This window comes from Vibrio ordalii ATCC 33509 (genome assembly GCA_000257205.1).
Classification (GTDB): domain Bacteria; phylum Pseudomonadota; class Gammaproteobacteria; order Enterobacterales; family Vibrionaceae; genus Vibrio; species Vibrio ordalii.
Map to the genome: position 1 here is coordinate 16,520 of AEZC01000162.1, position 18,753 is coordinate 35,272.

General features: G+C 45.6%; 17 protein-coding genes and 1 pseudogene. 5 read left to right on the forward strand and 13 right to left on the reverse strand.

Annotation, left to right across the window (positions count from 1 at the left end; all coding sequences use genetic code 11):
• Positions 1-4: 4 nt before the first annotated feature.
• The 3 genes from barA to VOR_RS0111210 all read left to right on the forward strand — a co-directional run bounded on the left by barA (position 5) and on the right by VOR_RS0111210 (position 5,539).
• Positions 5-2,782 (forward strand): two-component sensor histidine kinase BarA, encoded by a 2,778-nt coding sequence (gene barA / locus VOR_RS0111200; RefSeq protein WP_010319796.1) that lies wholly within the window; start codon positions 5-7, stop codon positions 2,780-2,782.
• 156 nt (positions 2,783-2,938) lie between these two features.
• Entirely contained in the window at positions 2,939-4,600 is a 1,662-nt protein-coding gene (locus VOR_RS0111205; protein WP_010319797.1) for a cation:proton antiporter, read from the forward strand.
• A gap of 9 nt (positions 4,601-4,609) precedes the next feature.
• Positions 4,610-5,539: a universal stress protein gene (locus VOR_RS0111210; RefSeq protein ID WP_010319798.1), complete on the forward strand. Its 930-nt coding sequence runs from the start codon at positions 4,610-4,612 to the stop codon at positions 5,537-5,539.
• A 73-nt stretch (positions 5,540-5,612) separates the two neighbouring features.
• On the opposite strand, the gene acpS is transcribed toward VOR_RS0111210, so the two are convergent.
• The 11 genes from acpS to rpoE form a co-directional block, all read right to left on the reverse strand.
• Entirely contained in the window at positions 5,613-5,993 is a 381-nt protein-coding gene (acpS, locus tag VOR_RS0111215; protein WP_010319799.1) for a holo-ACP synthase, read from the reverse strand.
• A gap of 9 nt (positions 5,994-6,002) precedes the next feature.
• On the reverse strand, positions 6,003-6,734 hold the full coding sequence (pdxJ, locus tag VOR_RS0111220) for a pyridoxine 5'-phosphate synthase (protein WP_010319800.1): 732 nt from the start codon (positions 6,732-6,734) through the stop codon (positions 6,003-6,005).
• Positions 6,731-7,459, reverse strand: coding sequence for a DNA repair protein RecO (gene recO, locus VOR_RS0111225; protein ID WP_029627126.1), 729 nt, complete (start codon positions 7,457-7,459; stop codon positions 6,731-6,733). Before recO ends, pdxJ begins: the two co-directional genes overlap by 4 nt.
• 47 nt (positions 7,460-7,506) lie before the next feature.
• Entirely contained in the window at positions 7,507-8,481 is a 975-nt protein-coding gene (era, locus tag VOR_RS0111230) for a GTPase Era (RefSeq protein WP_010319802.1), read from the reverse strand.
• Entirely contained in the window at positions 8,474-9,151 is a 678-nt protein-coding gene (gene rnc, locus VOR_RS0111235; RefSeq protein WP_010319803.1) for a ribonuclease III, read from the reverse strand. The genes era and rnc overlap by 8 nt, the downstream gene beginning before the upstream one ends.
• Before the next feature lie 36 nt (positions 9,152-9,187).
• A complete protein-coding gene (lepB, locus tag VOR_RS0111240; protein ID WP_010319804.1) occupies positions 9,188-10,084 on the reverse strand; it encodes a signal peptidase I in 897 nt (298 codons plus the stop codon).
• A gap of 93 nt (positions 10,085-10,177) precedes the next feature.
• Positions 10,178-11,971, reverse strand: a complete 1,794-nt coding sequence (gene lepA, locus VOR_RS0111245) for a translation elongation factor 4 (protein WP_010319805.1) — start codon at positions 11,969-11,971, stop codon at positions 10,178-10,180.
• A gap of 112 nt (positions 11,972-12,083) precedes the next feature.
• Positions 12,084-12,554, reverse strand: coding sequence for a SoxR reducing system RseC family protein (locus VOR_RS0111250; protein ID WP_010319806.1), 471 nt, complete (start codon positions 12,552-12,554; stop codon positions 12,084-12,086).
• Complete coding sequence (gene rseB / locus VOR_RS0111255; protein ID WP_010319807.1) at positions 12,551-13,531, reverse strand: sigma-E factor regulatory protein RseB; 981 nt, start codon at positions 13,529-13,531, stop codon at positions 12,551-12,553. Before rseB ends, VOR_RS0111250 begins: the two co-directional genes overlap by 4 nt.
• A complete protein-coding gene (locus VOR_RS0111260; protein WP_010319808.1) occupies positions 13,528-14,151 on the reverse strand; it encodes a sigma-E factor negative regulatory protein in 624 nt (207 codons plus the stop codon). Before VOR_RS0111260 ends, rseB begins: the two co-directional genes overlap by 4 nt.
• A 34-nt stretch (positions 14,152-14,185) precedes the next feature.
• Entirely contained in the window at positions 14,186-14,758 is a 573-nt protein-coding gene (gene rpoE / locus VOR_RS0111265; protein ID WP_010319809.1) for an RNA polymerase sigma factor RpoE, read from the reverse strand.
• Between the two features lie 400 nt (positions 14,759-15,158).
• Here rpoE and nadB point away from each other — a divergent pair, with 400 nt between their 5' ends.
• Positions 15,159-16,766 carry an L-aspartate oxidase gene (gene nadB / locus VOR_RS0111270; protein ID WP_010319810.1) on the forward strand — a complete coding sequence of 536 codons (1,608 nt, stop codon included), beginning with the start codon at positions 15,159-15,161 and terminating at the stop codon, positions 16,764-16,766.
• 54 nt (positions 16,767-16,820) lie between these two features.
• Here nadB and VOR_RS0111275 read toward each other — a convergent pair whose 3' ends face one another.
• Together VOR_RS0111275 and VOR_RS0111280 are read right to left on the reverse strand one after the other, a co-directional pair.
• Positions 16,821-17,294, reverse strand: a complete 474-nt coding sequence (locus VOR_RS0111275) for a protein YgfX (RefSeq protein ID WP_350303900.1) — start codon at positions 17,292-17,294, stop codon at positions 16,821-16,823.
• On the reverse strand, positions 17,218-17,478 hold the full coding sequence (locus tag VOR_RS0111280) for an FAD assembly factor SdhE (RefSeq protein WP_010319812.1): 261 nt from the start codon (positions 17,476-17,478) through the stop codon (positions 17,218-17,220). The genes VOR_RS0111275 and VOR_RS0111280 overlap by 77 nt, the downstream gene beginning before the upstream one ends.
• Before the next feature lie 147 nt (positions 17,479-17,625).
• Here VOR_RS0111280 and ygfZ point away from each other — a divergent pair.
• Positions 17,626-18,598 (forward strand): annotated as a pseudogene (ygfZ, locus tag VOR_RS17910) (tRNA-modifying protein YgfZ).
• The last annotated feature ends 155 nt before the right edge of the window (positions 18,599-18,753 follow it).

Genomic DNA, 18,753 nt, shown 5'->3' on the forward strand with positions numbered 1-18,753 from the left:
AATAATGACCAGATATGGCTTACGCGCGCGCGTTATTACTTTAACCTTAGCTCCAACCTTAATTATCGGCTTGTTGCTCAGTGCTTTTTTCTCATTCAATCGCTACCATGATCTGGAAAAACAGGTGATCAATGCGGGGGCGAGCATCATCGAGCCCTTGGCCATTGCCAGTGAAGACGCCTTAAAAAACCAAAGCCGTGAGTCGGTACGCCGCATTATCAGCTACGCGCATCGGAAGAACTCTAAATTTGTCCGCAGTATTGCGGTGTTTGACGCCAACCACGAACTGTTTGTCACCTCGAATTTTCACCCTAACTTTGAAAGCTTAACTTATCCAAAAGAAAAGCCCATTCCGATTTTAAGCAGCTCAAATCTCACCGAGAACACTTTAATACTGCGCACGCCAATTTTGGCTGAAAACCGTCTAACCGAAGGCATAAATGCCAATACATCAACGCCTGCGCTCGGCTATATCGCGATAGAGTTGGATCTCTCTTCATTGCGTTTACAACAGTATCAAGAGGTCTTTTCCGCCTTTTTAGTGCTTGCGCTTGGGCTCGGTTTATCGGGGATGTTCGCATTCCGACTCCTGCACGATGTGACTCGCCCTATCTCACACATGAAAAACATGGTGGATAGAATTCGTCGCGGCCACCTTGATGTGCGGATCGAAGGCAAAATGCACGGTGAGTTAGATTCGCTCAAAAAAGGGATCAACGCGATGGCGGTATCGCTATCGGAATATCACGTCGAAATGCAGCACAGTATCGACCAAGCCACCTCGGATTTGCGAGAAACCTTAGAGCAGTTAGAAATCCAAAACGTTGAATTGGACATTGCCAAGAAACGCGCCCAAGAAGCCGCGCGCATAAAATCAGAATTTCTTGCCAACATGTCCCATGAGCTACGCACGCCGCTTAATGGTGTTATTGGCTTCACCCGCCAAATGCTCAAAACCCAGTTGACGAATAGCCAAGCGGATTACTTACAAACCATTGAAAAATCGGCCAATAACTTATTGAACATCATCAATGACATTTTGGATTTCTCCAAGCTAGAAGCGGGTAAGTTAGCGCTGGAAAATATTCCGTTCGAGTTTCAAGAAAGTTTGGAAGAGGTGGTTAACCTCCAAGCGATCAGTGCGCATGAAAAAGGATTGGAAATCACCCTTAAAGTGGATCAAAAAATCCCAGCAGGCTTGGTAGGTGATCCACTTCGTATCCAGCAAGTGTTGACCAACCTTGTCGGTAACTCGATTAAGTTCACCGAACGTGGCAACATCGACATCAGTGTTGAATTGCGCTCACAACGCGACAATGTGGTTGAGCTGCAATTTATGGTACGCGACACCGGCATTGGTATTTCAGAGCGCCAACAAGCACAGCTGTTCCAAGCCTTTAGCCAAGCCGATGCCAGTATTTCTCGTCGCTACGGCGGCACTGGGCTTGGTTTGGTTATTACTCAAAAATTGGTCAACCATATGGGCGGCGAAATTAGCCTAACCAGCCGCCTTCACCAAGGTTCCACCTTCTGGTTTACGCTGCGTCTCAATACCACTGAAATGCCGATGAGTGACTGGCTTGACCCACATATTTTGAGCAATAAACAGCTGTTGCTCGTTGAACCCAATATGCAAGCGGCCTCTATCGTTCAGCAAATGTTGGTGCAGGCAGGGTTAACCGTCACATATCGAGCTGTAATGCCAGAAGAAACAGATCGCTTCGATTATGTACTGCTTAATTTAGCCCCAAGTAGAGAGACTGATTTGAATTTGGTTGAGCAGTGGGTCACAAAGGCTATTCAGCTTGCTGACAACGTGATTATCGGTACACCAAGTACCGAGCTCGCACTATCCGATTATTTAATGCAGCATCATCCAGTGCAGTGCATTACCAAGCCACTGTCGCGTAAAAAATTGCTGCAACTGTTAATCGCGCACCAACCTGTACAGACTGCCATTCAAGATCTACCGATCACACTCGATACATTACCCCTGAAAGTAATGGCGGTGGATGATAACCCTGCCAACCTCAAATTGATCATGGCCCTGCTGCAAGAACGTGTTGAAACCGTCATTGCCTGTACCAACGGTCAAGAAGCGGTCGAACAAGCAAGCCGCCAGAAATTTGATATGATTTTGATGGACATCCAAATGCCACAGATGGACGGAGTCACCGCTTGCCAAGAAATTAAGAAAACGGAGCTCAATCACCAAACGCCCGTGATTGCGGTAACAGCTCACGCGATGATAGGAGAGCGCGATCGTCTACTGAAAGCAGGAATGGATGATTACCTCACCAAGCCGATCGAAGAGCACATCTTGCAGCAAGTGTTAGCACACTGGAACCCCTACGCCAACCGTGAACAATTGGAAAAATTACAACTCACAGAACAAGTCATACCGCCATCATCACAGGAAGCTGAGCAGCCTAACCATACCATTATCATTGACTGGCAAAGTGCACTCAAACAATCGGCCAACAAGGAAGATTTGGCCAAAGAGCTGCTACAGATGCTAGTTGATTCGATTCCACAGGTGAACCAAGTCGTCAGTATGGCGTTGGAAGACGATGAATACCCTACACAAGATCTACTGCACCATATTCATAAACTGCACGGCAGTTGCTCATACAGTAGCGTACCCCGCTTGAAAAAAGTGTGCGCGGCGCTCGAACAGGCATTGCGATCGGGCAAATCTATCAGCGATGTCGAACCGGAATTATTCGAGCTACAAGATGAGATGGACAAAGTGATCATCACCGCTAAACCGTATTTATCCTAGCACTCTGTTAATAGGATAGGGATACATCTTCTCGCAGATGAAACCATAAGAAAGATCACGCGCAATATTTGCTAACCCTTGTATACTTTTATCACTGATATTTTAAGCGTATCTTACTGTTGGTTATCAGTTCTAAACCTATCACAAGGAGTCCGTATGGCTGAATTGATTGAACAATCGATTTTCATCGAAATATCACTGTTACTGCTTGTTGCAACCCTACTCGGTTTCATCGGTATTTTACTCAAGCAACCCTTGATTGTTAGTTTTATTGGTGTAGGGCTACTTGTTGGCCCATCCGGCCTTGACCTAGTCCATTCACAAGAACAAATTGACCTACTCTCTGAGCTAGGGATTGCCGTATTACTCTTCCTTGTTGGTATTAAACTCGATATAAAACTGATCCGTTCTCTTGGTGGTGTCTCTGTCTTAACTGGCTTAGGCCAAGTTGCCTTTACCTCTATTGTTGGCTACGGTCTAGGCTTGCTATTAGGTCTTGATCATATGACAAGCCTTTATGTCGCTATCGCACTGACCTTTTCATCAACCATTATTATTGTGAAACTACTCTCTGATAAGCGAGAAATTGACTCACTGCACGGCCAAATAGCCTTAGGCTTTCTCATTGTTCAAGATTTAGTCGTCGTGATTGCTATGGTTGCCCTTTCTACAATAGGCATCGGTGCCTCAGAGCAGAATCCAAACGCCCTAATCAATGTCATTCTCTCTGCCATCTTTGCAGTCTCATTTGTGGCTTTTTTTGTGCGTTACATCGCGACCCCCCTTGTCGGTAAGTTGGCTAAAACTCCGGAACTGCTGCTCATTTTTGCAGTCACACAAACCGCATTGTTTGCCACGGTTGGCGAGATTATGGGGTTAGGCAAAGAAGTAGGAGGGTTATTAGCTGGTATCTCCTTAGCATCAACCCCCTATAGAGAAACCATTGCTTCACGATTGGGACCATTGAGAGATTTTCTACTACTATTCTTTTTTGTCGCTTTGGGCTCTCACCTTGATTTATCCTCTTTAGGTGACAATCTCACTAACGCAGCGGTATTTTCTCTCTTCGTACTGATTGGAAACCCACTGATTGTTTTGATCATTATGGGCTTACTCGGCTATAGAAAGCGTACTGGTTTTCTTGCTGGATTGACTGTTGCTCAAATAAGCGAATTTTCACTGATTTTTATTGCGATGGGTGTATCGATTGGTCATGTACAATCGCAAGCCTTAGGCTTAGTTACCATGGTCGGAATTGTGACTATTGCCGCATCAACTTATATGATCACCTATTCTCATCATCTTTATGCTTTATGTGAACCTATGCTTGGCATTTTTGAGCGAAAAAAAACCTCAAGAGAGAGCGTAACCCCAGATCAACCTACAAATTCATATTCAATCATTATCTTTGGCTTAGGACGTTTTGGAACCGCCCTCGGTACACGTTTAAAAAATAAAAATCAAACAATACTTGGTATCGACTTTAATCCTGACGCGGTAAAAAAATGGCAACAGCTAGGAATCGATGCCCATTATGGCGATGCGACCGATGCAGAGTTCATTTCTGAGCTCCCCATTCGTAATGCTGAGTGGATTATTGCAACCTATCCGCCTCACTTAACTGGCCTTAGCTATGAAGATGCTCGAGTCACTTTAATTCAGCTATGCCGTTCCTACGGTTTTAAAGGCAAGTTGGCGTTTACCTCTCATACACCTCAAGACACTCAATACTTGAAAGATGAGGGTGTTAGCATCGTCCTAGAACCTTTTCAAGATGCTTCAGATATAAGTGTTGAAAAACTTCTGGAAACACAATAGGTGATCAACATGTATATGTTTAAGCACGCGCTGTTTGTTTATAATGATGATAGTGAGCAAGAGGCAAGTTTAGCCAACGCATTGCAATTAGCCTCAAATTCACAGGCCAAATTAACCATCATTTATGTGCTCGAAAAAAATAATAGTGCACGAAATTTAGATGAAATCGAACACAGTATTCTCTGTTTTGAGCGAGATAAAATTGAGAGTCTTTGTAAAAAGCTCCCCTTTATCACCCCACCAAGCGTTATCCTTGCCGTTGGTAAACTTTATCTGGAAGTCATCCGTACCGTACTTGCAAGTGACATCGATCTTGTCATAAAAAAGGCCGACAATCAGCATTGGACAGACCGCTTATTCGGCAGCAACGACATTCATTTGTTGCGAAAATGCCCATGCCCGCTGCTATTAATGAAGCCAAATGATTCTATCCATTATAAAAATATCTTAGCGGCTGTCGATTTTGGCCTATTCGATAAAGAGAGTCACATTAATGATCAAATCTGTGGTTTAGCATTCAATCTTGCCATTGCAGAGTTTGCTCAACTGCATATCGCCAATGCGTGGGAAATACCTTATGCAGGATTTGCAAGCGTATGGTTAGATTCGTCTACTCATGTTGAAAACAAAATGCAGCAAGAAGAACAAGCCAGCCGTTATTCTCAGATAGACAACATCCTTAATAAGTTAGAGATCACTTTCGGTGATACATCGATTGATTATTTAAAACCCTTAGTACACCTACCAAAAGGAAATGCGGTGGAAGTGCTACCCAAATTAATCACCTCTTTGAACATTGATTTGGTGGTAATGGGTACTTTATCAAGAACAGGGATCAGCGGAATGTTGATAGGCAATACTTCTGAAGAGATCATTAATCAATTAAATTGTTCTATCTTAGCCGTTAAGCCAAAAGACTTCATTAGCTCTGTTGAATAAACGCAATACGACGAGGGTTGCCTTGGCATTAACGTTAAGCAGTATATTATGGTTTGATGAGCAAACGACGGCTCTAGGACTCTAAAATCACCGTCGCCACCGCATAATGACGCTCATCGGAAATGGTTAGGTGAATGTGATTCACACTAGCTGCGGTAGCCAACTGCTTCGCCTTACCAGATAATGTCAGCGTGGGTTTTCCGTTGGCGTCGTTGGTTACGGTAAAATCCTGAAAGCTAACACCATGCGCAATACCCGTACCAAGCGCTTTAGATGCCGCTTCTTTAGCGGCAAAACGTTTCGCTAAATAGCGCCCTTTTTTCTTGAGCGAATAGAACACCGCCAATTCATCTTGGGTGAGCACCCGCTCGGCAAAAGCATCACCACTGCGTGACAATGCTTTTTCTATGCGTTCAATTTCCGCAATATCAGTCCCTAAGCCGATAATCGCCATCGGTAGACCTTATTTGCGAGCCGCTTGCATGATGGCTTTCATATCGGCGACCGATTTTTCCAAACCATCAAATACAGCACGCCCGATAATCGAGTGACCAATGTTGAGTTCGTAAATTTCAGGCAGTGCAGCAATGGAAGCTACGTTGTGGTAAGTCAAACCGTGACCAGCGTTCACCGTAATGCCCAAATCACTTGCATAACTCGCAGCCGCCGCAATTTTATTTAACTCATCTTGCTGATCCGCTTCGGTTGTTGCATCGGCGTAATGACCAGTATGCAATTCAATAAACGGTGCACCGCAAGTTTTAGCTGCGTTAATCTGCTCACGATCAGCATCAATAAACAGAGAGACTTTGATGCCTGCAGCGGTCAGTTTTTCGGTTGCCGCTTTCACTTTGTCAAGCTGTCCTAATACGTCCAGCCCACCTTCCGTCGTGAGTTCTTCACGCTTTTCAGGCACTAAACACACAAATTCAGGTTGGGTTTGCAGAGCAATATCAATCATTTCGTCGGTAACGGCCATCTCGAGGTTCATTCGAGTTTGCAACGTCTCGCGCAAAATACGCACATCGCGATCCTTGATATGGCGTCGGTCTTCACGTAGGTGAATGGTAATGCCATCGGCTCCGGCACGCTCTGCCATTTCAGCAGCATGCACGGGATCTGGGTATTTAGTACCGCGGGCATTTCGTAACGTGGCGATGTGATCAATATTAACGCCTAAGTAAATTGCGCTCATTTTCCTATACTCCGTATTCTGGAAAAACTAGACATGGGCAGGAAAAGCTCCCTGCTTTTTAAAGGTTTGCCGCCAAGATACGGCTTTAACGCTATGCGTGTAAAGCGTTTTGCCGCTTGAAGCTGCTCTTTACTGACAAAGCGCCGCTCACTAATGGCAATCAACTCATCGCCCATAAACGTGAGGTTATCGCGCCTAACAGAAGCGATAAAACCTTTTTGCTCGCGATAGCGATAAGTCATGCGAGGATCGATAGCTTCTCCCGTTCCGGCGCAATGCAAGAAATCAACGCCATAACCCATTGAAGCTAGCAACGCGAGTTCAAAACGGCGCAGTGCTGGTTCTGGATTTTCACACTGAGCCAACTCGGTGAGTGCATGTAGATAATCATGGAACAGACCTGGGCAAGGCACTTCTTGCGCAAGCACGCGGCCAATCATCTCATTGACGTACATGGCAGAATAGAGATGAATACCACTGAGCGGTAAGCCAAGGCTAATCGGTTCAGCTTGGCGCAAGGTTTTCATTGAACCGTTGCCTGACCATTTGAGCAATAAGGGGGTAAAAGGTTGCAGTGCACCTTTTAAGTTTGATCGTTTACTGCGTGCGCCTTTGGACATTAAGGTGACGCGGCCATACTCCTCACTAAACACATCAAGGATTAGGCTCGACTCGCTATAAGGACGTCGATGAAGGACAAAACAGCGCTGTAAACCGTCTGACATATCAGCACTCAAAGGTGAGCGATGTTCTCGCCCACCTCGAATAGAGGTTATAGATCGTCAATATAACCAAGGCTACGAAGGGCACGTTCATCATCTGCCCACCCGGATTTCACTTTCACCCAAGTTTCTAGGTAAACCTTGCGACCAAACAACTCTTCCATATCTAAACGCGCTTCACGGCCGATGGTTTTGATTTTTTCACCACCTTTGCCGATCACCATTTTTTTCTGGCCGCTGCGTTCAACGAGGATCAACGCGTTAATATGAAAACCATCAGTTTCAGGGTTATAGTCAAAACGTTCAATTTCAACGGTCACTGAATACGGCAGCTCTTCACCAGTAAAGCGCATCAGTTTTTCACGCACAATCTCGGAAGCCATGAAACGCTGTGAGCGATCGGTCACATACTCTTCAGGGAAGTGATGCGTGGCTTGAGGTAAATGCTCACGCACATGTTTGCGCAATACATCGACATTTTTGCCATGTTTTGCCGCAATCGGCACGACATCAACAAATTCCATTTTCTTCGATAGCTCTAGCATATGCATCATTACATCGTTACGATCTTTCACGTTATCGACTTTATTGACACACAAGACTACAGGGAAATTAGCATTGCGTAACTTGTTGAGCACCATTTCATCATCGGCGGTCCACTGAGTGCCATCGACTAAAAACAGCACTAAGTTAACATCACTGAGCGAGCTACTTGCCGCACGGTTCATCAAGCGGTTAATCGCACGTTTTTCTTCGATGTGTAACCCCGGAGTATCAACGTAAATCGCTTGGTACGGCCCCTCTGTATCGACACCCATAATGCGGTGACGAGTGGTTTGAGGCTTGCGCGATGTGATGGATATCTTTTGTCCCAGTAAGTTATTCAGCAGGGTTGATTTCCCGACATTGGGGCGACCCACAATGGCGATAAAACCACAGTGCTGCTCACCACTTTCGGGAGTTGCTTCATTGCTGTTGGTGTTTGATGCGAAGTACGCATCCAAATCAAATTCGTTATCAGCCATTTGTCAGTTGCTCTAGTGCAATTTCAGCCGCCGATTGTTCAGCTTTACGACGACTGGTGCCTTTACCAATTACAGGCGTTCCCATTCCTGCTACATCACACGATACCGTAAATTCTTGGTTGTGTGCTTCACCTTTAATATTAGTCACTGTGTAGATAGGCAGTTGCTTTCTTCTACCTTGCAGAAACTCTTGTAGGCGAGTTTTTGGGTCTTTTTGCGATACGCCCGGCTCAATGGCGTCAAGGCGCTCTTGATACCAGCTCAAAATAATACGTCGTACTACTTCGGTATCGCTGTCTAAATAAATCGCACCAATGATGGCTTCTACGGCATCAGCAAGGATTGAATCACGGCGGAAACCACCACTTTTCAACTCACCTGGACCTAATTTTAAGTAATCTCCTAGGCAAAATTCTCTGCCCAGTTCAGCCAATGTGTGACCACGCACAAGCGTAGCGCGCATACGACTCATATCCCCTTCGTTAATTTTAGGGAAACGGTGGTACAGCTCATCAGCGATGACAAAACTTAAAATTGAATCGCCCAGAAACTCAAGACGTTCATTGTGCTTACCATTTGCACTGCGATGTGTCAGTGCTAAGGAAATAAACTCGGGATCATTAAATGAATAACCGAGTTTAGTTTCTAATTTACTAATTGGAGAATTCATGCTCTCTCGATGTAGTGATGGCTAGCCAAAGCTAGCCTAGTTAATGCCACCAATGCGGTTAAAACGCACACCAGTTGGGATCCACGAAGGTAAAACGCTATCGGCACCACGTTCAAATTCAAAACTTATCCAAATACCGACCGCTTTACCGACTAAGTTTGCTTCTGGAACAAAGCCCCAGTAACGGCTATCAGCACTGTTGTCACGGTTATCACCCATCACAAAATACTGACCTTGAGGAACAACCCATTCATTAACGCCATGGCGTGGTTGATAAGCATCAACACGATCACGACGCAATGGATTGATCAAAATCTGGTGTTCAACCTGACCTAACTTTTCATTCACTTGAATTAAAGGGATGCCATTTTGGTTGAACTCACTCTCTTCAACATTGGACAGTTTGACCTGTTTACATTCTGTTGAACCTTGAGCTTGAATACAAATCTCTTTGTTGCTGCTATAACGAACTGTGTCGCCCGGCATGCCGACCACGCGCTTGATGTAGTCAATGCTTGGTTGCGGCGGGTATTTAAACACCACGACATCACCACGCTCTGGTTTACCAGTTTCGACCAGTTGAGTACGCCATACTGGGTCTTTCAAACCGTAAGCGTATTTCTCAACTAAGATGAAGTCGCCCACCAGCAACGTCGGCATCATTGAGCCAGATGGAATCTGAAAAGGTTCGTACACAAAAGAGCGTAGCACCAGCACAAAAGCAATCACAGGGAAGATGGAAACACTGTTTTCAATCCACCAAGGTTGCGCGGAAATTTTGGCGCTGAGTTTGCCATCCAAGCCATTGGTTTGCGCTTCAATAGCGGCCATCTTCTGTTGACGTTTTTTCGCCCACACCAACTTCTCCAGCACCCAAACTATGCCAGTCACTAATGTGACGATCACCAAGATGAGTGAAAATGTATTCGCCATGGAGTTCCCTTATCTAAAAATACGAAAGTGAAAGAGCCGAAACTCTTTCACTTAATGGTGACTGCTGCATGCATAAGAAAGCCAAAGCAATGCTTAATCTTTACCTACGTGCAAAATGGCAAGGAAGGCTTCTTGTGGCAACTCAACATTACCAATTTGCTTCATGCGCTTCTTACCTTCTTTCTGCTTCTTAAGCAGTTTTTTCTTACGGCTAATATCGCCACCGTAACATTTCGCCAGTACGTTTTTACGCAGCTGCTTCACGGTTGAACGAGCAATAATGTGGTTACCGATCGCCGCTTGAATCGCGATATCAAACATTTGGCGAGGGATAAACTCTTTCATTTTCTCAACCACTTGACGACCGCGCGTTTGCGAATTGTCTTTGTGAGTGATGATGGCTAGCGCATCCACTTTGTCACCATTTAGCAAGATATCCACACGGACCATGCTTGAAGCTTCAAAGCGTTGGAAACCATAATCAAGTGATGCATAACCACGAGACGTTGACTTCAAGCGGTCAAAGAAATCAAGCACCACTTCGGCCATCGGCACATCATAGGTCAAGGCTACTTGGTTACCGTGATAGACCATATCAACCTGCACGCCACGTTTTTCAACGCACAACATAATGACGTTACCCAAATATTCAGAAGGGGTCAAAATGTTACAACGCGCAATCGGTTCACGAATCTCTTCAATGTCGTTCACCGCAGGCAATTTAGCCGGGCTATCAACATAAAGCATCGTGCCATCGGTCTTCTTCACTTCATAGACTACCGTTGGCGCAGTGGTGATAAGGTCAAGATCGTATTCGCGCTCTAAACGCTCTTGAATAATCTCCATGTGGAGCATACCCAAGAAACCACAACGGAAACCAAAACCAAGAGCGGCCGAACTTTCTGGCTCATAGAATAACGAGGCATCGTTTAGGCTCAGTTTACCTAATGCATCACGAAAGTTTTCGTAATCATCAGAAGAGACTGGGAAAAGCCCCGCGTACACCTGTGGCTTCACTTTTTTAAAGCCCGGCAATGCTTTTTCACACGGATCTTTCGCGCTGGTCAGGGTATCACCGACGGGCGCGCCAAGGATATCTTTAATACCACAAACCACCCAGCCCACTTCACCAGTGTTCAACATGGTTTTGTCGACTTGTTTTGGCGTAAAAATACCTAAACGGTCAACACCCCAAGTTTGGCCTGTGCTCATCACTTTAATTTTGTCATTTTTCTTCAGCGCACCATTTTTCACTCGCACTAAAGAGACAACACCTAAGTAGTTATCAAACCAAGAATCGATGATCAACGCTTGCAGCGGCGCAGCAGGATCGCCCTCAGGAGCCGGAATACCAGAAACGATTTTTTCTAGCACTTCATCCACACCAAGGCCTGTTTTCGCAGAGCAGCGCACTGCGTCAATAGCATCAATGCCGACGATGTCTTCAATTTCTTCCGCTACGCGTTCAGGCTCTGCGGCTGGCAAATCAATCTTATTTAGGATCGGGACAACTTCAAGATCCATTTCAATGGCGGTATAGCAGTTAGCCAATGTTTGCGCTTCAACGCCTTGACCAGCATCCACTACCAATAGAGCACCTTCACAGGCGGCTAAAGAACGGGAAACTTCATAAGAAAAGTCAACGTGTCCAGGAGTATCGATAAAGTTGAGCTGGTATGTCTCGCCATCGTTTGCTTTGTAATCGAGCGTCACACTCTGTGCTTTGATGGTGATGCCACGCTCACGCTCAAGGTCCATAGAGTCTAGAACTTGAGATTCCATTTCACGATCACTTAATCCACCACAAACTTGGATCAAACGGTCAGATAGGGTCGACTTACCATGGTCGATGTGGGCGATAATCGAAAAGTTACGAATGTGCTTCATAGATTTGGGATGACTAAACTCTTGAAAAAAGGGACACAAGAAAGCCACATCAAGCGGCGTTTCCATAAAGTTGGCCGATTCTACCCAATTTCGGTAGGGTTCGCATCATAAATTAGGCGATAGGTTCACCAAGGACTCGAACCAAAACCACCTCTTGCTGCGATCGTTTTTCAAGAACCACAGAGCAACGTTTGGCAATTCCGATCCCCAGCGCGATAAAAACCGCGGCCGTGATGATCACGATGCCCTCACCTAAACCTAGCAAAGGGGCCAAGAGGCTCTCACCCAGCCAAGCGCCAAACATCATCATAAAAAGCGGCACCAAATACACTAAGGCGGCCGATTGAAGCAAGCTTTTTTCGGGGAAACCGATTTCAACCGTCTGGCCTTGCTTGACTGGTTTTTTCGTATCGAGTTGCCATAACAACGCTTTATTGCCAATTGCTTTCGATACGATCCCAGTACCACAACTTTTGGAGGACGAACAACTGCTGCAACTTGTCTGCTGCTGACAACTGAGTTCAACGTGAAACCCGTTAGCATCAGGTTGAACAGCGGTGACTGTTGCTAACGCCGTCATCATGGTTTGGTTTCCTCTGTTGAGAGCGCCGCAGGCTGGACAAACGTCACCGATTGAGCAATGCGCTGCGCCGTTGCCGGTGGAATATCACCGACCACTGAGATTTCATTGTTTCCTTTCACCACACTATGCAGGGTACGGCGGCCTTGACGAACCAGTTGGCCTTTCAGCGAATGGTTGTCACTATCGGAAATATAGACAGAAAAACTAAATAGCCCATCACTGAACATCTGGCTCTCGACCAAACGCTCAGTAATCGCCATGCGATAACGGTTGAGTTCTTTAGGTTCAAAACCTTCTGGTTTCCAACTCACTTGCCAAAAACTTTCGGTAAGGTTGCCTTTTGGTAACGTCAACACCTCGGGTAACTCAACGTCATTTAGCCCTTGCATCGCCTGTGCTAATTTGTCGCTAATGGCGTAAGAAATCGTGCGATATTGCTCAAGCACCTCGCCGTCGCGATCGACTAAATCAGCTCGCAATGGCAATTTGCTGGCTTCATCTACCCATAAAATGTAGGAATAGCGTAATCCATCTTTCGGTACCACTCGCACCACTTGGCAAGCCGTGCCCGCTTCACGCGCACGACCAACTTTGACGAAATCGTAGTAACGGCCTAATTCGGTGACATTGCTGGTTAGCATCGGAATCGTCGGCGCAACCATAGTGCTTGACTCAATGGTGAACGGTTCTACCCCAGGTTCAATGTAACTCACTTCATTACCACGGCGAATTACTTCACGGATCGGGCCGCTGAGATAAACGAGATGGGCAAATTGCTGATCGCCTTGACTTGCATGACGATACAGTAGTGGATCGATGCTGTTTTTCTTAATCAGAATGTAAGACAGATCATAATTTAAATGCTGACTGGCCTCGTTCATTTGAAGCAACAAAGCTTCTGCAGGTTGGTCTTCTGCAAAGGCTAATGTAGAGTTCAAACTGAACAGCGCCAGTGCACTGATCAGAAATTTATTCATTCAACTACCGATTCAAGTACATCGTTATGTGGGCTTGCACTTTCACTGTTCAGGCGAAGTTGCAGCTCGTAGTCTTGCAATAATGCGTTTACGCGGCGACGTTGTTCTTGCACGCGGCTTTCGCTGGTTTGGCGCTCTACTGAATCGCGCGTTAAGCTCACAGGCTCTGCGCTGCCAGCAAACGGAATGGTTTGCAGTACGGGTAATTGGTCGTTTTGATCCACTCCTGAATCACGGCCACCGTATTGTTGAACACCTAAAATCACCACAAACGACACACACGCAGCAACCGCAACCTGGCCAAATTGGGAAAGCCAAGCCGGCAACTGCCGACGAGCTTGAGCTGGCGTCGGCTGAGACTCACGGCTTGTATCACGAAAATCAATAACCGAAGCAGATTGTAAACGACTGTGTGCGGGTTCGTCATCCAATGCTAACGCGACGCTCTGTGCAATATCCCACTCAGCACGGACTGGGGCATCTCCACGCATCACATCACCAACCAAATGGTAATTTTTCCACGTTTGTAAACTTTCTTGGTCGAGCTCTAATTCTTGAATGAGCGCTTTATCGACCATTTCCCCATCCATGAGTGCTGAAAGTTTTTCTTTGTCAGCCATTATTTATTCACCATTTTCGTTACCAGTTTGAGCGCTATAAAAGAGGTTTAATCTTCTTTTCTACCGCTTCACGAGCACGGAAGATGCGAGAACGCACCGTTCCTACAGGACAATCCATGACTTCTGCTATTTCCTCGTAACTTAAACCATCCAGTTCACGCAAGGTCATCGCAGTTTTCAAATCTTCAGGCAACGCTTCTATCGCATCAAAGACGACTCGTTGTAACTCTTTGGACAACGTAATGTTCTCTGGGTTCGATATTTCTTTCAGTGCGTTACCACTTTCGTAATATTCAGCATCTTCAGCATCAACATCACTAGCGGGCGGTCTACGACTTTGGGCTACAATGTGATTCTTAGCGGTATTAACAGCAATACGGTATAGCCAAGTGTAGAAGGCACTCTCTCCGCGAAAACTGGGGATAGCCCGATACGCTTTGATGAACGCTTCTTGTGCGACATCGGCTACATCTCCGGAATTGCTCACATACCGAGAAATAAGGTTGCAGACTTTATTTTGGTACCTTAAAACCAAAAGGTTAAATGCTTGCTTATCTCCACTCTGAACTCGCTCAATCAATACTTGATCGGTCAGCTGCTCGTTCATTCGAGCCTGTACTCCTATTGTTATTCCCCTTACCTTCTCAGATATGGGCATTCATTATGCAAAATGTAGTATTGACACCACCGCTTACATGAGCACTATTGTGACTCAAGGGAGAATAGAAAGTTCCATTCTGTCTAAAAATATTTGCCAAGCATTATTCAATAAATGTGATCTAATTTCACTATAGGGTATCCCCAATATAGTGAGGGTCGATAAGATGAAAGACAATGGCATTTACAAAGTATTGCATCGAATCTTTCTCTGCTGCTATTGGCTTGAAGCCATAGCGATACCGTTAGTGGATAAACCTTGCGGCTGAATCACTTCAAGAGTATAGATACATGCAATGCATATTTAAAATGAGAGTTGGACAACTCTAGTTCGGGAATTTAAAAGTTTTATGAACGCAAACCGTGAACATCTATGCGATGTATTAGTCGTAGGCAGTGGCGCAGCGGGTTTATCGCTCGCACTACGCGTAGCAAAACACAGTAAAGTCATTGTACTGAGTAAGGGACCACGCAGTGAAGGTGCCACTTATTACGCACAGGGAGGCATTGCCGCTGTTTTTGACGAATCAGACAGTATTGAGTCACACGTCGAAGACACTCAAATTGCGGGCGCAGGGATCTGTGAAGAGGATACTGTCCGTTTCATCGCCGAGCATGCTAAAGAGTGTGTTCAGTGGCTCATTGATGGCGGCGTTCCTTTTGACAGAGAAGAGAATGATAGTGATGAAGCACCTCGCTATCACTTAACTCGTGAAGGCGGTCATAGTCATCGCCGCATCCTGCACGCGGCTGACGCCACTGGCATGGCAATGCAAACCTCCTTGCAAGACAATGTTCATAATCACCCCAACATTACTATCCTTGAGCGTCACAATGCGCTGGATTTAATCACCGAAGATAAAATCGGTGGCGATAAAAAAAGAGTAGTTGGCGCTTATGTTTGGAACCGCAATGAGGAACACGTTGAAACGATCCGCGCTAAGTTTGTCGTTTTAGCCACGGGCGGCGCCTCAAAAGTGTATCAATATACCTCTAACCCTGATGTTTCCTCAGGTGATGGTATCGCAATGGCGTGGCGTGCAGGATGCCGAGTGGCGAACCTTGAGTTCAATCAATTCCATCCAACTTGTCTTTTCCACCCTGAAGCACGTAATTTCCTACTGACAGAAGCACTACGTGGCGAAGGCGCTTTTTTAAGACGCCCAGACGGTTCACGATTCATGCTCGATTTTGATGAACGTGCCGAACTGGCTCCTCGTGATATCGTGGCTCGCGCCATCGACTATGAGATGAAGCGTTTAGGTGCTGATTGTATGTATCTCGACATCAGCCACAAACCGGCCGATTTTATTGAAAAACATTTCCCAACCATTTATACACGCTTGATGGATTTGGGCATTGATATGACCAAAGAGCCGATTCCGATTGTTCCTGCGGCGCACTACACTTGTGGTGGCGTTATTGTCAATAAACAAGGTAAAACGGATCTGCATAACCTGTATGCGATCGGAGAAGTTAGCTACACCGGTTTGCACGGTGCTAACCGAATGGCGTCGAACTCTCTATTAGAATGCGTCGTTTATGCTTGGTCAGCGGCAAAGGATATTTTAAAAGGATTACCAACGGCTCAGCTCCCACCAAGCTTACCCGGTTGGGATGAAAGTAAGGTCAATAACTCTGATGAAGAGGTCGTAATCCAACATAACTGGCATGAACTGCGCCTATTTATGTGGGATTACATGGGGATTGTCCGCACAGATAAGCGCTTAGAGCGAGCACTACGCCGCATTCAATTACTGCAACAAGAAACCCACGAATACTACAGTCATTTCCGCGTTTCAAATAACCTGCTTGAGCTGCGTAACTTACTGCAAGTGGCAGAGCTGATGGTGCGTTGTGCTATGCAACGTAAAGAGAGCCGCGGTTTGCACTACACGCTCGATTACCCAGAGTTAGCCGAAAATAGTGGCCCAACGATCCTAACGCCAGACGAGTAACCTCGCCAACGATCATCTGTTGGCGTCAAGTTGACCGAATGAATAAAGGAGCGTTTATCGCTCCTTTATTGTTGGTGATTGGTTATGGGTAACCTGCCGAAGCTGCACCAATAAACGGCGATAATCCGTTTCCACACAACTGTCGCGCCACACTAGATAGCGCTTACCTTGTTGTGCATAAATGATCAACACCATAAACGCAAACTGTGTAGAAACCTTTTCAATGGACAGGTTCTGGTCGGCACATTGCCACTCACCGTGACTCGTGAGCTTGAATTGGCCGATTAAGCTAGGGACTAACAGTGAGGTACTCTTTTGCGCGATAATAAGAAGAGCGAAAAATAAGGGAAGCGTGACGAGTGGAATGGGCGATATCAATAATGCCCACACGGCTATCATCAAAAAAATGACGTTAGTAATGCGGGCAAAATGGGAAGGAAATAATACGAAATTAACGCACTTTGCTGAGGTTGTGGGCAACAATTTTATCCACCATTGCCGCATGCCCAAGATTTTCGCTACGACCATGCCCCATAATCCAAGTAAATAGATCAGGGTCGTCAGACTCAAGTAGGGAAACGAAATCTCGTTGCTCATTTTCATTCAGAGAATCAAAGCACTCTTCAAAGAACGGCATCACAACCACATCGAGCTCTAACATTCCACGACGGCATGCCCACTTGATTCTTGCTTTTTCTTCAGTGGTGTACATCGGTTTTCCTCACCTTATGTTTATTTGCGTTGAGTGTATCAACTGGATGAAGATACAACTAGTAGATGAGTCACAGTCCCTGTTCAAGCTGACAAAAAAAAATTTCCGGATTAACATGGGGCTCAAGATTCTCTTTAGGTAACGACTATGGACTGGCAAAACACATTGACACCTCTCGCAGTAACCGCCAATGACTCACTTCCACCACTGATGCTGACTCATCTTGCATCCTGGGGCGCTATCATCATTTCAGGCAATGATAAAAAAGCCTATTTGCAAGGCCAAGTGACCTGTAATGTCGTCACTCTTGAACCAACACAGTCAACCTTAGGCGCCCATTGTGATGCGAAGGGCAAAGTGTGGTCGGTCTTTCGCCTGTTCCACCATCACGATGGTTATGCGATGTTCCAGCCTTTATCAGCGATAGAGGCTGAATTAAGAGAGCTGAAAAAATACGCTTATTTTTTCTAAGGTCAATATCAGCCAGAGCCAAGACATCGCACTGGGTGTTATGGGCGAACAAGCTGAGCAATATATCAATACATTAACGGCGGATGAAGGTGAGGTGCGTTTGATTGACGGCGGTAGCGCCATCAAAATTTCATCCCAACGTTGGCTATTACTTGTTTCAGAGCAAACCGCGCAACAGCTCATGACGCAAAGTGAAGCACTGAAAGTCACCGAGGAAACGTGGACTCGCTTTGATATCGAAGAAGCGGTCCCCGTCCTTCATCAAGCGGATCAAAATGAGCACATACCGCAAGCCGTTAATCTTCAGGCCTTTAATGGTATCAGCTTTAATAAAGGGTGTTACACAGGCCAAGAAACCGTCGCTCGCGCTAAATATCGAGGTATTAATAAGCGTGCAATGTACATCCTTCAAGGCAACATTGAGCAACCGCTAAGTAATGATCAACCAATCATGATCGAACGCTCAGTTGGAGAAAACTGGCGTAGTGCTGGGCAATTAATGGTTCACTACACGTTTGCTGATAATACCGCTATCGGTTTAGTGGTGTTACCAAACAATCTCGAGCCAGAAACTGAGTTTCGTCTTGCTAGCCAACCAAACACTCGTTGGTTTATGCAAGCTCTCCCCTACTCTCTTACTGACGAATAAGCTTCTTCCTCATGTTAACCATGCGCCTCTTTACGGGGCGTATCCTTTATCACACTCGCCTATCTCAAATAGATTTTATGAAAAAGAATGTAATGGATTACATTCTGTGCGTGATCGCTTTCTAAATTACACAACATTATCAATGAATCTTTAAT

Bases quoted from the DNA above. Each gene is read 5' to 3' on its own strand.
- barA (WP_010319796.1), top strand. From the start codon at position 5: ATGACCAGATATGGCTTACGCGCGCGCGTTATTACTTTAACCTTAGCT.
- VOR_RS0111205 (WP_010319797.1), top strand. From the start codon at position 2,939: ATGGCTGAATTGATTGAACAATCGATTTTCATCGAAATATCACTGTTA.
- VOR_RS0111210 (WP_010319798.1), top strand. From the start codon at position 4,610: ATGTATATGTTTAAGCACGCGCTGTTTGTTTATAATGATGATAGTGAG.
- acpS (WP_010319799.1), bottom strand. From the start codon at position 5,993: ATGGCGATTATCGGCTTAGGGACTGATATTGCGGAAATTGAACGCATA.
- pdxJ (WP_010319800.1), bottom strand. From the start codon at position 6,734: ATGAGCGCAATTTACTTAGGCGTTAATATTGATCACATCGCCACGTTA.
- recO (WP_029627126.1), bottom strand. From the start codon at position 7,459: ATGTCAGACGGTTTACAGCGCTGTTTTGTCCTTCATCGACGTCCTTAT.
- era (WP_010319802.1), bottom strand. From the start codon at position 8,481: ATGGCTGATAACGAATTTGATTTGGATGCGTACTTCGCATCAAACACC.
- rnc (WP_010319803.1), bottom strand. From the start codon at position 9,151: ATGAATTCTCCAATTAGTAAATTAGAAACTAAACTCGGTTATTCATTT.
- lepB (WP_010319804.1), bottom strand. From the start codon at position 10,084: ATGGCGAATACATTTTCACTCATCTTGGTGATCGTCACATTAGTGACT.
- lepA (WP_010319805.1), bottom strand. From the start codon at position 11,971: ATGAAGCACATTCGTAACTTTTCGATTATCGCCCACATCGACCATGGT.
- VOR_RS0111250 (WP_010319806.1), bottom strand. From the start codon at position 12,554: ATGATGACGGCGTTAGCAACAGTCACCGCTGTTCAACCTGATGCTAAC.
- rseB (WP_010319807.1), bottom strand. From the start codon at position 13,531: ATGAATAAATTTCTGATCAGTGCACTGGCGCTGTTCAGTTTGAACTCT.
- VOR_RS0111260 (WP_010319808.1), bottom strand. From the start codon at position 14,151: ATGGCTGACAAAGAAAAACTTTCAGCACTCATGGATGGGGAAATGGTC.
- rpoE (WP_010319809.1), bottom strand. From the start codon at position 14,758: ATGAACGAGCAGCTGACCGATCAAGTATTGATTGAGCGAGTTCAGAGT.
- nadB (WP_010319810.1), top strand. From the start codon at position 15,159: ATGAACGCAAACCGTGAACATCTATGCGATGTATTAGTCGTAGGCAGT.
- VOR_RS0111275 (WP_350303900.1), bottom strand. From the start codon at position 17,294: ATGGTCGTAGCGAAAATCTTGGGCATGCGGCAATGGTGGATAAAATTG.
- VOR_RS0111280 (WP_010319812.1), bottom strand. From the start codon at position 17,478: ATGTACACCACTGAAGAAAAAGCAAGAATCAAGTGGGCATGCCGTCGT.